We start from the raw sequence: 12942 nt of genomic DNA, 5'->3' as shown, positions 1-12942 counted from the left end.
TTACAGATTGCAAATTATCAATTTCTAATTTCTAATTCCCAATTATCAACTATCAAATTGTAGGAGTTACATTCATGACGGAAACCACAACGAATCACCTGTTAGAAATAAAAGAAATTGGCCAAAGTATCTGGATGGACAATTTGACTCGCAATCTAATCGAGTCGGGTGAACTCAAACAGATGATTGAAAGTCGGGGACTGCGCGGGATTACATCTAATCCAGCGATTTTTGAGAAAGCGATCGCGGGTAATGTTATTTACGACGCGGATATCGAAGCGGGCATCCGGGCGGGCAAGTCTGTCATGGAGATTTACGAATCTCTGGTATTTGAGGATATCCGCAACGCTTGCGATATTTTTGCCCCGGTTTATGTAGAGTCGAAGGGTTTGGACGGTTACATCAGCATAGAAGTGCCACCAACGATCGCCAATGATACAGAAAGCACGATTAGCGAAGCCTTCCGCTATTACCCTGCGATCGGCAAACAAAACGTGATGATTAAGATTCCCGGAACCGCTCAAGGTTTGCCCGCAGTTGAGCGAGTCATCAGTGAAGGGATTAACGTTAACGTGACTTTGCTGTTCTCGGTTGACAGCTATGTCGAAACCTTCTGGGCTTACATTCGCGGTTTGGAAGCGCGGGCTGCTAAAGGTTTGGATGTGAGCAACATTGCTTCTGTTGCCAGTTTCTTCTTGAGCCGGATAGACATCAATATCGACGGGAAGATTGATGAGAAACTCAAAGGCGTTACAGATATTTCCACAAAAGCCAAACTGGAAGCAGTGAAGGGAAAAGTGGCGATCGCCAATGCTAAGGTAGCTTACCAGAAGTATAAAGAGATCGTCGCGAGCGATCGCTGGCAAGCTTTAGCCGCCAAAGGAGCGAAAGTCCAGCGCTTGCTGTGGGCTTCCACCAGCACCAAAAACCCCAACTACAGCGATGTGATGTACGTCGATGAACTAATCGGCCCCGACACGGTTAACACTTTGCCACCAAATACCGTGGAAGCTTGTTTCGATCACTGCGATGTCGCGCCCCGGATTGAGAACAATGTTGCAGAAGCTTACAGTCTGATCGAAAGTCTCAAAGATCCCGATATCGACATCAACTTGGACAAAGTGATGGAAGACTTGCTCCTGGACGGGATCGAGAAATTTGTCAGCCCCTTCCAATCCCTGATGGATTCCTTGGAAGAGAAAGTGCAGAAGCTCGCACCCGTGTCGTGAGCAGGTTTGTATCGATAAGGGCAGAAAGTCTCAGGAGTCTGAATACATAATAATTTTGTCTGCTGACTGCTGAGTTTAAATTCTGTCTCGGAATTTTGTGCGCAATTGCGCACAAAATTCCCAAACAAAAAAATCTATTCTATGATCTAGCAGGAATCTCTCCAGATATACAACTCGAATTCTCCATCTCCAACCGCTGAGGCCTGACTATGCAGACTACCAATACTCTAATAGAAAGCCAGTGTGCAATCGACCAACTTGATGTCGCCGAACGGGCGCGGATTCAAGAACTGGAATCCATTGTAGAACATGGACTTCAGACATTTTATGAAGTTGGCAAAGCCCTTAACGAAATTCTGGCACAGAGACTCTACCGGGAAACCCACAAGACCTTTGAGGCTTATTGCTTAGAAAAGTGGAACATAGCAAGGCGGACAGCTTATCAATTTATTGAGGCCGCCCAAGTGATGGAAAATTTGTGCGCAATTGCGCACATTTTGCCTAGAAAAGAAAATCAAGTTCGTCCTTTGACAAAACTCTCCCCAGAATTACAAATCCAAATCTGGCAAGAAGCAGTAGAGTCATCACCCAACGGAATTCCTACTGGTGCTGCGATTAAGCGGTTGGTTGAGGAGCGATTTCCTTCAGACGGAAGCGATCGAACTCCGAAGGATAGTGCTTCAGAATTGGAGAAATTGCGATCGGACAATCAGCGTCTGAGACAGCAAATCCGAGATCAAAACAAAGAAAGGGATCGGCGTGCTGCTGCGGTGGCGCTGGAGTTGGAGCAGTTGAGGGCTGAAAATCGGCAGTTAAAAGCTGAATTGCGGCAACGGGATAAAGATTGGGAAGTCCGACTGGCTGCTGAAAGAGTTAAAATTCGGGCGGAAGTTAGGAAGGAAATGAAAGCGGAGTATGAAGGACAGATTAACTCTCTAACCCAGCAATTAGCAGAAATGACCGCAAATTATCACGCGGTATTGGCAAGACTAACAGCACTAGAAGCAAAAGGAACATAAATGGTAACGATTCTTGAAAATCCACTGCGGGTAGGTTTGCGAAAAGAACGGATGCCGGAACCGCAAATTCTGGTGATATTTGGAGCTTCGGGAGACCTCACCCAGCGCAAACTGGTACCAGCAATTTATCAGATGAGGCGCGATCGACGTTTGCCACCAGAAGTTACAGTGGTAGGTGTGGCCCGCCGTCCTTGGAGTCACGATTACTTCCGAGAACAAATGCGGGAAGGCATCGAAGAATTTGGCGGCGGTATTGGTAATGAGGAATTGTGGCAAGATTTCGCCAAAGGTTTGTACTACTGTCCTGGTGACATTGACAATCCCGAAAGCTATCAAAAACTCAAAGCTTTTTTAGCAGAACTTGACGAAGAAAGGAGAACTCGCGGCAACCACATTTTTTATCTATCGGTTTCCCCGAACTTTTTCCCAGAAGCGATTCGACAACTGGGCGGGGCCGGACTCCTGGCAGATCCAGTCAAACACCGCTTGGTAATTGAAAAACCTTTCGGCCGCGATTTGAGTTCAGCAAAAGCTCTCAACCGTGTGGTGCAGCAGGTTTGCCAAGAACAGCAAGTTTACCGGATCGACCATTATTTAGGTAAAGAAACTGTTCAGAATTTGATGGTGTTCCGGTTTGCTAACGCGATTTTTGAACCGTTGTGGAACCGGCAATTTGTCGATCACGTACAAATTACTGTTGCTGAAACTGTGGGCGTAGAAGACCGGGCTGGTTACTACGAATCCTCTGGGGCATTGCGGGATATGCTGCAAAACCACTTGATGCAGATTTTCTGTCTGACGGCGATGGAACCGCCGAATTCCCTGGATGCTGATAGTATCCGCACGGAAAAGATGAAAGTTCTGCAAGCAACTCGCTTGGCAGATTTGAATAACTTGGAGTTCTCCGCTATTCGCGGTCAATATTCCGCAGGATGGATGAAAGGCAAACCCGTGCCGGGTTATCACGATGAAGCGGGGGTTGCTCCCAATTCGACAACGCCAACTTTTGTGGCGATGAAGTTTCTGATTGACAACTGGCGCTGGCAGGGAGTGCCTTTTTACCTGCGTACCGGTAAACGGTTGCCGAAAAAAGTGAGCGAAATTGCGATTCAGTTTCGGGAAGTGCCGCTGTTAATTTTTCAGTCGGCGGCCCAACAAACTACCCCTAACGTTTTGACGATGCGCGTGCATCCCAATGAGGGGATTTCGCTGAGGTTTGAGGCAAAAATGCCGGGGCCGGATTTGCGGACGCGGACGGTGGATATGGATTTTAGTTACGGTTCTTCGTTTGGGGTGACATCTTCGGATGCTTATGATCGCCTGTTAATTGATTGTATGCTGGGCGACCAAACTTTGTTTACCCGTTCTGATGAAGTGGAAGAAGCTTGGCGGGTGGTAACTCCGGCGCTGATGGCTTGGGAATCATCGAACGAACAGGAACTGGTTCCTAAATACGAAGCTGGTACTTGGGAACCGGCGGAAGCAGAACTGCTGATTAACAGAGACGGCCGCAAGTGGCGCAGACTTTAAGAGTCAGTAGTCAGTGGTCAGTGGTCAGTGGTCAGTGGTCAGTGGTCAGTAGTCAGTAGTCAGTGGTCAGTGGTCAGTAGTCAGTAGTCAGTAGTCAGTGGTCAGTAGCCAGTGGTCAGTAGCCAGTGGTCATTAACTAGGAGTAATTAGCTAGGAGTAATTGGTTATTGATAATGCTCAATTACTAACAAATGACTAAGGACAAATGACTAAGGACAAATGACTAAGGACAAATGACTAAGGACAAATGACTAAGGACAAATGACTAAGGACAAATGACCAATGACTAAGGACAAATGACCAATGACCAATGACTAATGACTAATAATTAATTAGAAAGGAGACAAGATTTATGACGATGACACCGATGAAAGCTCCACCTTTAGTTTCGCTGCAAACTCCTAAAGATGTGTCGCTCGACCAGATAGAGGCAGAACTGAGTCAAATCTGGGAAAGTTACAAAGAATCAGGGTCTAAGGGCGATTTTCCGATCGCAACTAGGGCAACAACTTTTACTTTTGTAGTCTACGAACCGGAAGAAACTCAGCAGTTATTGGCAGATATGGGGTTTTACGACGGGCCGATCGATGGTATTAGCGGGCCGATGACGGCATCTAGTATCAGGGCGGCTCAAAAAGCTTACGGAATGCCGAGAACTGGCAAATCTAGCGCTGAATTGCTGGCGATGTTGCGGGAAGAAGTGGCTCGCAAAAATTCCCAGGGAGAGCTTTTGGGTTCGAGTGGCTTGGGTTCGGGAGGTTCGGGGGTGGCTGATGCGATCGTGGCTGCCAATCCCTGCCGGATTATTGCTCTGTGTCCGACGGCTGGGGAAGATATGGGCGTGCAGGCTCAAGTGGCTGCTTATTGTCCGGTTCACAAACGCAGCAGCGGTAATCTGATCTGCTGCGAGTACATTACGCTCCGGGGTACGGAGGCTGCTTTGGAACGGGTGAGCGCGATTGTGACGGCGCTGACGATTCCGGATTTACCGACGCTGGTGTGGTGGAAAGCGAATCCAGATGCCGATCGAAGTTTGTTCCAGCGGCTGGCGGAAACTAGCAGTTCTGTGATTATCGACTCTAGCAGTTTTACCGAGTCTGAAGCGGAATTGCTGTTGATGCAAAGTCTGATCGAGGAAGGAATTCCGATCGCAGATTTGAATTGGCGCAGGTTGGCGGCGTGGCAGGAATTGGCTGCTGAGGCCTTCGATCCGCCGGAACGTCGGGTAGCAATTCGGGAGATCGATCGAGTGACGATCGATTACGAACACGGCAATTCTACTCAAGCACTGATGTATTTGGGCTGGCTGGCGAGCCGGCTTCAGTGGCGTCCGGTGGCTTTCAAGCAAGAGGAGGGAGATTACCAAATCATGCGAATTAAATTTGCTGGTGCAGATGAACGGGTTGTAGAAGCCGAGTTAGCTGCTATTCCTACTGCGGATACAGGCGATGTCCCCGGCGATTTGATTGCTCTGCGTTTGAATTCTACGAACGAGAAAGCTTACTGCGGTACGGTTCTGTGTTCGGAAACGGGCGGCTGTATGCGGATGGAAATGAAGGGAGGCGCTCAAACCGATCGATTTAACCAGGTGACTCCTCTGTTCGATCAGGTGACGGAACAGTTGCTGGGCCAGCACTTGCAAAGTTGGGGTCGAGATATGCTGTACGAGGAAAGTTTGGCGGTGACGGCTCAAATCCTGAAGTTGGCTAAGCGGTAAAGAGAAGTTCGGCAACGGATTGTGTAGCGGATGTAACGGATGTAACGGATAGAAGAAAGAGGGAAGAAGGAAGGATTAAGTGAGCAGGCAATGTGTGCCCTACTTTTGTTCTTCTCTTTTCTTCCTTCGCGCCCTTCGCGTCTTCGCGGTTCGTTCAATAGGCATTATTTGAGAGGTTCGAGAGCAATACTTATAACTTGATCAACTGTTTATTTTCAGTATTTATTCTAACTAACTAGAACTATGACTTTAGTAATTGCTGGCGAACGTAGCGGTGTGGGAAAGACTACTGTAACGATCGCCCTTTTAGCTTATTTAATCCGTCGGGGCTTGAACGTGCAATCTTTTAAAGTCGGCCCTGACTACATTGACCCGATGTTTCATACTTTTGTGACTGGTCGTCCTTGTCGGAATTTAGACCCGGTTTTAACGTCTGAATCTTATGTGAAAAAGTGTTTTTCCCGTCATATTCAAGATGTTGATTGTGCCTTGGTTGAAGGGGTAATGGGTTTATTTGATGGGGTTTCTCAAAAGAAGGAAGAAGGAAGAAGGAAGAAGGAAGAAGGAAGAGGGAATAAGGAAGAGGGAATAAGGAAGAGGGAAGAAGAACAAAATTATTCTATTTCTTTTGCTTCTACGGCTCATGTTGCTTATTTGTTGAATTTGCCGGTATTATTTGTAATAGATTGCAGCCGGCTTTCTGGTTCTGTGGCTGCGATCGCCCACGGTTTTCGTTCTTTTAACCCAAATCTTAATTTCGCGGGTTTGGTGCTGAATAGGGTGGCGAGCGATCGACATTTGGAGTTGCTTACCGATGCTCTCAAACAGCTCAATTTACCGATTTTGGGAGTTTTGCGTAGGGATGAGGCCGTGAGTATTCCCGATCGACATTTGGGTTTGATTCCGGCCCAGGAGTTGCCGCATCTTCAAGGTGCGATCGATAAGTTAGCTGATTTGGCTGCTGTTAGTTTTGAGTGGGAGCAACTTTTGCCTTTGTTAGCTGTTACTGCCGATGGGGGGGGTGAGGGGTCTGAGCAACTTTTGAGTAGATACAGTCTCCCTCACGAGATTGTATCTGAAAAAGAGGATGTTGTCAACAGTTTGGAAAGAAAGTTTGCGGTGCGGATTGCAGTTGCGCGCGATCGGGCTTTTAATTTTTACTATCAGGACAATCTTGATTTATTGGAAGAGTTGGGTGCCCAGTTGGTATTTTGGAGTCCGTTGGATGACTCGGTGTTTCCTGAGAATGTGCAGGGGTTATATTTTGGCGGTGGTTTTCCCGAAGTGTTTGCTGAGGAATTGAGCAATAATATTTTAATTCGGGATGCAGTCAGATGTGCGATTTTTTCGGGAATGCCGACTTATGCGGAGTGCGGCGGTTTGATGTACTTGTGCGATTCGATTGTAGACTTTGATGGGAATTCTTGGGAAGGGGTGGGAGTGTTGCCGGCTGCTGCTGCGATGGGAAAGCGCTTGACTTTGGGATATCGAGAGGCGGTGGCGGTGGAGGATGGTTTGATGTTAGCTGCGGGGGATGCGGTTTGGGGGCATGAGTTTCATCGATCGCATTTAACTGTGGAACCGACTAATCCAATTTATCACAGTTGGAGGTATGGTTCGAGGGGGGAAGTTGAGGCTGTGGCGGAAGGTTGGGGGGTTTGTCGGGTGCACGCTGCTTATTTGCATTTACACTGGGGTGCTCGCCCTGATATTCCGGCTCGTTTTTTGCAGCAGTGTGCTGATGCGTGATTGTAAGGGTGTTTTGGGCGAGAAAGCGAATTAGATTTTTTTTAACCACAGAGAGCGCAGAGGGCGCAGAGAATAGAGATAGGGGAGTATTTGTATTATGTTTTTGATGAGATGATCGAGGAGATGTTGAGATTTATGAGTACATTCGTTTCAGTTAAGCAATTGCCGACACAATGGATAACATCGGAGAATTTTCGGAGTTATGGTCAAGTTATTTCTGCGAGTTTTGATGGTAAGTCTTTTGATGCTGAGGATGCTAGGTTAAATTTGGAAAATGGTATTCCTAGATTTTACATTATGCGGCTGCGCGCGAAGGGTCGCAAGTTTGGTAAAATAACGCGGCACGTTGAATGTACTCAGTGTTTGGGCTCTCTAGATGGGAAGGATTGGTTGATGGCGGTTGCGCCTCCTGGGGATGGGGATAAACCGAGTTTGGACGATATTGCGGCTTTTCGGATTCCGGGTAGTTGTTTTATTAAGTTAGATGTGGGGACTTGGCACGCTGGGCCTTATTTTGATGCGGATTTTGTGGATTTTTATAGTCTGGAATTGAGCGATACTAATGTGGTTGACCATTTTAGTTTCGATTTTGTGAAGCATTACAATCTGGAGTTTGAGATTGTCTGATTTTGGTGATTTGTAGTTGCGTTTTTTTCTCGGTGATGAGCGTTATAGGTGGGTTTTTTGAGTAAGATTTTTTAACCGCAGAGGGCGCAGAGGGCACAGAGGAAGAGATGGAAGATAAAGAAAGAAAGAGGATGTGTGAACAAAAGTATAGCATGGTTCTGCGGGAATGTCGTTTGTTGGGTGCGGGCGATCGCCAAATGGTAGATATTGCGATCGATGGTGATACAATAGTTGCTGTATCGCCGCGTATCTCGGGACTGGGCGATCGCGAAATCGATATTCAAGGCAATTTAGTTAGTCCTCCTTTTGTGGAGTCGCACATTCATCTCGATTCTGTCTTGACTGCGGGGGAACCGCGATGGAATGAAAGCGGCACTTTGTTTGAGGGAATTCAAATTTGGGGGGAACGCAAGCAAGGTTTAACTGTGGATGATGTCAAGAAACGGGCAGTTGAAACTTTAAGGTTGCAAGCGTCACAAGGGATTTTGTTTGTTAGGAGTCATGCTGATGTTAGCGAACCTACTCTGACTGCTTTGCAAGGACTTTTGGAGGTGCGGGAATCTGTCAAAGATTGGATGACTTTGCAAGTTGTGGCTTTTCCTCAAGACGGGATTTACGGGAGTCCGGGAAATGACAAACTTTTAGAGAAATCTCTCGATATGGGTGCGGATGCTGTGGGTGGAATTCCGCATTACGAGTTGACGCGGGAAGATGGGGTGAAGTCGGTGGAGAGAGTTTTTGAACTTGCGGAAAAATACAATAGATTAATAGATATCCACTCCGATGAAATAGATGACGAACAGTCGAGGTTTTTGGAGGTTGTGGCAGCTTTTGCCATTAGAACAGGTGCGGGTTCGCGGGTGACGGCTAGTCACACGACTGCTTTCGGTTCTTACAATAATGCCTATGCGTTTAAGTTGATGGGAATCTTGCAAAAATCGCAGATAAATTTCATCGCCAATCCTCTGATTAATATCACTTTACAAGGCCGCGCGGATACTTATCCGAAACGTCGTGGAGTGACGCGGGTTAAGGAGTTATGGCAGCATAATCTGAATGTGAGTTTAGGTCATGATTGCGTGCAAGATCCGTGGTACAGTTTGGGTACTGGAAATATGTTGGATGTGGCTCATATGGCGGTTCATGTTTGTCAGATGACGGGGATTTCTGAGATTGAAGCTTGTTTTAATATGGTCACTGTCAACGGTGCTAAAACTCTCAATCTGGGAGATGATAATTATGGGATAGATGCGGGGAAACCTGCAAATTTGATTGTGTTGGATGCTGAGGATTGTTATGATGCAATTAGAAGGCGCGCTGCGGTTCGGTATGTGATTTTGCGGGGAAAATTGCTTGCGGAAACTGCACCTGCTAAAATTAGTTTTTATGGTATTTGACAAACAATATTTGAAGCTGTTAAATTGTGAATCAAGGCGCTATCCCCGATGAGAGTCCGAGAAATTTGCAGGAGCAACTGCTACTGCAAGATGCTAAGGCTGGTAATTGCATAGTAATTCATTGCGGTACAGATAGATTGTTGGGGGATGCACCGAGACTTATTGCTGTTTATGGCGGGAATTCTGAAGATTGGGATAAAATGACAAGTATTGAGGCTTTTGAAATTAATGGAGCTTCCGTACAAGTCCATTGGTTTCGGAACAGTCAGACTCTTCAAGATGTGGAGTTTAAATTCAAGCGACAGTATCCCAAAACAGCCCGTAAAAATCTGTAGGTAATCAAGTTATGAAAATTCGTTGTATTGCTAATACGGGTGAATCTCTCCCTGAAAAATATATAGATCCGCCACGCGGTTATACTAGAAAAGTTGAGTTACCACTAACTATAGGCAAGGAATATGTTGTTTATGCTATCCGAGAATGGAAAGGGACTATTTGGTACTACATCTGCAATGATAATTACAGCTATTATCCTATCCATAATCCGGCACCGATGTTTGAAGTGGTTGACAGTAGAGTTTCTAAGTATTGGCGGTTTGAACTTTCGCCCAATGGCTTGTTAATGATAGCGTTTGAACACTGGTTTGCCGATCCTTATTTTTATGATAAGCTGACAGACCAGGAGGAGGCGGAGGTTGAGATTTTTGAGAAAGTTAAGGAATTGATGGATGCTGAAGATTTTGATTTGCCTCCGCTGGATGTCGCCGTTGAGAAATTGCGGGAAACTGTTAATGTTTGAGTTGAGGACAAACATCGAAGCGGGCTGAGTTCATGAAATCTGCTAAGCCAGCAGATCTAAAAAAGGTAAAGATAGTTGTCTTCCTAGGTGAACACTCCCACGGGAACATTTGTAACTCCTGCTTCTACACGCATGATCTTTAAAGATACATGACAGCATCAAATTTTATGAATGATAAATTTCAACCACTAGACCGCGATGATGATGTTTTGTTATTCGATGATAATACATTTACAGTTGGGAAAATTAAGGATTTAATTAGTAAACAATTTCAGGAAAAGTTTTTAAGTAGTTATCAAAAACAACCAAGTTATCGTGGTGATTTGTATGAAGACCGTACTGATATTAAATCCGACTTAAGCACTGTCTCGTTTGATTCTGGGAGTTTTCTATGCAGTGAAATTCAATGGAAATCTATCAAAGCAGTAAATTGTAAACTTCTCAAAGTGGGTTCTGGAGGATGGCAGGAAGGAAAATTGAGAATGCAGGCAAAAGTCGTAAATTCATATTACGAAAATGATGATTATAAAAATTATAATAAAGCTGTTCTTGATATATGTATAGAATTCAGTCCAAATCTACCGAATGAACCTATATCACCTTTAGATGATATCAGACAGTCAGAGGAATACAAAAAACTGAGCAATAACAACTGACAGCCCGATCGCGATTATAATACAATCATCATCGCACCTATATCTGAATCTTAGATTTTTAACCGCAGATGAGGGCAGATGTACGCGGATGAACGCTGATGTTTTTTTGGGAGGGACTAATGATCAATAATATAGAACAGTACGTCGATCGCACTTCCGAACTAATCAATTTACCCCTTAAACCCGAACATCGTCCCGGCGTTGTGGTAAACTTCGAGAGGATAGCTGCGATCGCCCGACTCGTTACAGAATTCCCCTTGCCACCGGAAATCGAAGCTGCACCAGTGTTTGAACCTTAGATTTTTAACCGCAGATGAACGCAGATGAAGCCCAATTTTTAGCAGGAGCGGATGCAGTCGCCACAGCATCGGCGGTTAAAAGTGGTAAGATTACAGCGACAGCGGTTGTGAATGCTGCTTTAGAACGAATTGCCGATCGAGATCAAAGCCTAAATTGCTTCACGGCTATCACCGCAGAAAGTGCGATCGCAGCAGCCGAAAAGATAGATAATTCGATCGCACGTCATGAAAACCCTGGGCCGCTAGCAGGCGTTCCCTTCGCCGTCAAAAACTTGTTCGATGTCGGTGGAATTACCACTCTAGCCGGGTCTAAAATCAACGCTGACAATCCTCCGGCTACCGAGGACGCGGCGGGGGTAGCCCGACTTAAGGAAGCTGGTGCTATCCTTATAGGCACGCTGAACATGGATGAGTACGCCTACGGTTTTGTCACGGAAAACAGTCACTACGGGCCAACTCGCAATCCGCGCGATACTGCGCGCATCGCCGGCGGTTCCAGTGGCGGTTCCGCCGCAGCCGTCGCCGCAGGTTTCGTTCCCTTCACCCTGGGTTCGGATACTAACGGTTCCATCCGCGTACCCGCTGCTTTGTGCGGTGTGTTTGGATTGAAGCCGACTTACGGCCGTTTGTCTAGGGCTGGCGCTTATTTATTTTCGAGTAGTTTGGATTGTGTGGGGCCGTTCGGGCGATCGATCAGAGATATGGCGCTGCTGTACGATATCATGCAAGGGCCGGACGATCGCGATCCAGTTTGCACTCAACGCCCGCCGGAACTTTGTTCGCCACAGTTAGATATGGGAATTGCAGGATTGCGAATTGCTGTTGCTGATGGCTATTTTGCTAGTAACGCTGAACCGGAAGCAATGGATGCTGTAGAAATAGTTGCGCGCAACTTGACAAATTTCACGAAATGTGATAGTGAGTCAGATAAAAAAACAATCAGTCCGCCAAAAATTGGAGGGGTGGCAACTGTTAGCATACCGGAATCCGATCGCGCGAGGGCGGCAGCGTTTATAATTACGGCTTGCGAGGGGGGAAACTTGCATTTGGAGAATTTGCGGGCGCGCCCTCAAGACTTCGATCCTGCCACGCGCGATCGTTTTTTGGCTGGAACCCTGATTCCTGCGACGTGGTACGTGCAAGCGCAGAGATTCAGACAGTGGTATCGATCTCGAATTCGCGAAATATTCCAACATACAGATATCATTCTCGCACCCGCAACTCCGATCGCGGCTCCTGAAATTGGTGTCGAGAAAATGGTCATCGCCGGAAAAGAAATTTTAGTGCGTCCCAATCTGGGACTGTTCACCCAACCCCTATCATTTATAGGCTTGCCAGTTCTTTGCGTGCCCGTACAGCGGCCCGGCGCTTTGCCATTGGGGGTACAAATTATCGGTGCTCCCTACAGCGAAGCGGTGATTCTCCGAGTCGCTGCGGTACTAGAATCGCAAGGCATTATATCTGCCGAATCAATTTAGCGTTAATTCTAGGGTTTGTTGTTGCGGTGGAAGCGTCTCTTAGTCCTTCTGGCAATAGCTTTGCGCTTCTGCTTTTCGAGGGGGGTTTCAAAGTGGCGGTGTTTTCTCATGTCGGGGAAAATTCCCGCTTTGGAAACTTGTCGCTTAAACCGTCGTAGGGCTGACTCGATCCCTTCATTTTCGCCGATTACAACTTGGGTCATTCTTTCTCCTTTGGTTCGTTAGATCAAGTTTTATCATATCAAGGTTTTTGGCGGCGCGACCTGTTGGATGTCGGGCGATCGACCAAAACCTCAAAATTATACCAGAAAATCGGTTTGTAGTGAGGACTTCAGTCCTTCTTTTTTGCGGACTGAAGTCCTCACTACGAACCTGTTTGTTTGTAGTGAGGACTTCAGTCCTTCTTTTTTGCGGACTGAAGTCCTCACTACGAACCTGTTTG

General features: G+C 46.5%; 13 protein-coding genes. 12 read left to right on the top strand and 1 reads right to left on the bottom strand.

Going from position 1 to position 12942, the window contains the following annotated elements; translation table 11 throughout:
- Nucleotides 1-74 precede the first annotated feature (74 nt).
- From tal to QZW47_RS16620, 12 genes are all read left to right on the top strand, one after another.
- Nucleotides 75-1229, top strand: coding sequence for a transaldolase (gene tal, locus QZW47_RS16675; RefSeq protein WP_293128775.1), 1155 nt, complete (start codon nt 75-77; stop codon nt 1227-1229).
- A 209-nt stretch (nt 1230-1438) separates the two neighbouring features.
- Nucleotides 1439-2248: a hypothetical protein gene (locus QZW47_RS16670; protein ID WP_293128773.1), complete on the top strand. Its 810-nt coding sequence runs from the start codon at nt 1439-1441 to the stop codon at nt 2246-2248.
- The gene (gene zwf / locus QZW47_RS16665) at nt 2249-3778 is read left to right on the top strand and encodes a glucose-6-phosphate dehydrogenase (RefSeq protein WP_293128771.1); all 1530 of its coding nucleotides are present in this window, start codon (nt 2249-2251) and stop codon (nt 3776-3778) included.
- A 352-nt stretch (nt 3779-4130) separates the two neighbouring features.
- The gene (gene opcA / locus QZW47_RS16660; RefSeq protein WP_293128769.1) at nt 4131-5495 is read left to right on the top strand and encodes a glucose-6-phosphate dehydrogenase assembly protein OpcA; all 1365 of its coding nucleotides are present in this window, start codon (nt 4131-4133) and stop codon (nt 5493-5495) included.
- 243 nt (nt 5496-5738) lie between these two features.
- Nucleotides 5739-7244, top strand: a complete 1506-nt coding sequence (locus QZW47_RS16655) for a cobyrinate a,c-diamide synthase (RefSeq protein ID WP_293128767.1) — start codon at nt 5739-5741, stop codon at nt 7242-7244.
- A 135-nt stretch (nt 7245-7379) separates the two neighbouring features.
- A complete protein-coding gene (locus QZW47_RS16650) occupies nt 7380-7871 on the top strand; it encodes an ureidoglycolate lyase (RefSeq protein WP_293128765.1) in 492 nt (163 codons plus the stop codon).
- A 107-nt stretch (nt 7872-7978) separates the two neighbouring features.
- Nucleotides 7979-9268: a cytosine deaminase gene (codA, locus tag QZW47_RS16645; protein WP_366930890.1), complete on the top strand. Its 1290-nt coding sequence runs from the start codon at nt 7979-7981 to the stop codon at nt 9266-9268.
- Nucleotides 9269-9294: 26 nt separating this feature from the next.
- On the top strand, nt 9295-9603 hold the full coding sequence (locus QZW47_RS16640; RefSeq protein ID WP_293128763.1) for a hypothetical protein: 309 nt from the start codon (nt 9295-9297) through the stop codon (nt 9601-9603).
- A gap of 11 nt (nt 9604-9614) precedes the next feature.
- Nucleotides 9615-10067, top strand: a complete 453-nt coding sequence (locus tag QZW47_RS16635; protein WP_293128761.1) for a hypothetical protein — start codon at nt 9615-9617, stop codon at nt 10065-10067.
- A 167-nt stretch (nt 10068-10234) separates the two neighbouring features.
- A complete protein-coding gene (locus QZW47_RS16630; RefSeq protein WP_293128759.1) occupies nt 10235-10723 on the top strand; it encodes a KGK domain-containing protein in 489 nt (162 codons plus the stop codon).
- Between the two features lie 122 nt (nt 10724-10845).
- Nucleotides 10846-11022 carry a DUF4089 domain-containing protein gene (locus tag QZW47_RS16625; RefSeq protein ID WP_293128845.1) on the top strand — a complete coding sequence of 59 codons (177 nt, stop codon included), beginning with the start codon at nt 10846-10848 and terminating at the stop codon, nt 11020-11022.
- A 14-nt stretch (nt 11023-11036) separates the two neighbouring features.
- A complete protein-coding gene (locus QZW47_RS16620) occupies nt 11037-12500 on the top strand; it encodes an AtzE family amidohydrolase (RefSeq protein WP_293128757.1) in 1464 nt (487 codons plus the stop codon).
- Nucleotides 12501-12508: 8 nt separating this feature from the next.
- Here QZW47_RS16620 and rpsU read toward each other — a convergent pair whose 3' ends face one another.
- Nucleotides 12509-12703 (bottom strand): 30S ribosomal protein S21, encoded by a 195-nt coding sequence (gene rpsU, locus QZW47_RS16615; RefSeq protein ID WP_006632476.1) that lies wholly within the window; start codon nt 12701-12703, stop codon nt 12509-12511.
- Nucleotides 12704-12942 lie beyond the last annotated feature (239 nt).

Origin of the sequence: Microcoleus sp. bin38.metabat.b11b12b14.051 (assembly GCF_013299165.1) — a bacterium.
In the GTDB taxonomy this organism is placed as follows: Bacteria; Cyanobacteriota; Cyanobacteriia; order Cyanobacteriales; family Microcoleaceae; genus Microcoleus.
Note: the sequence above shows the minus strand (reverse complement) of the source record. Positions and strands in the feature narration are given on the sequence as shown.

Coding starts and splice junctions, on each gene's coding strand:
- QZW47_RS16635 (WP_293128761.1), top strand. CDS start 9,615: ATGAAAATTCGTTGTATTGCTAATACGGGTGAATCTCTCCCTGAAAAA.
- zwf (WP_293128771.1), top strand. CDS start 2,249: ATGGTAACGATTCTTGAAAATCCACTGCGGGTAGGTTTGCGAAAAGAA.
- QZW47_RS16655 (WP_293128767.1), top strand. CDS start 5,739: ATGACTTTAGTAATTGCTGGCGAACGTAGCGGTGTGGGAAAGACTACT.
- QZW47_RS16670 (WP_293128773.1), top strand. CDS start 1,439: ATGCAGACTACCAATACTCTAATAGAAAGCCAGTGTGCAATCGACCAA.
- QZW47_RS16620 (WP_293128757.1), top strand. CDS start 11,037: ATGAACGCAGATGAAGCCCAATTTTTAGCAGGAGCGGATGCAGTCGCC.
- rpsU (WP_006632476.1), bottom strand. CDS start 12,703: ATGACCCAAGTTGTAATCGGCGAAAATGAAGGGATCGAGTCAGCCCTA.
- QZW47_RS16650 (WP_293128765.1), top strand. CDS start 7,380: ATGAGTACATTCGTTTCAGTTAAGCAATTGCCGACACAATGGATAACA.
- codA (WP_366930890.1), top strand. CDS start 7,979: ATGGAAGATAAAGAAAGAAAGAGGATGTGTGAACAAAAGTATAGCATG.
- opcA (WP_293128769.1), top strand. CDS start 4,131: ATGACGATGACACCGATGAAAGCTCCACCTTTAGTTTCGCTGCAAACT.
- tal (WP_293128775.1), top strand. CDS start 75: ATGACGGAAACCACAACGAATCACCTGTTAGAAATAAAAGAAATTGGC.
- QZW47_RS16630 (WP_293128759.1), top strand. CDS start 10,235: ATGAATGATAAATTTCAACCACTAGACCGCGATGATGATGTTTTGTTA.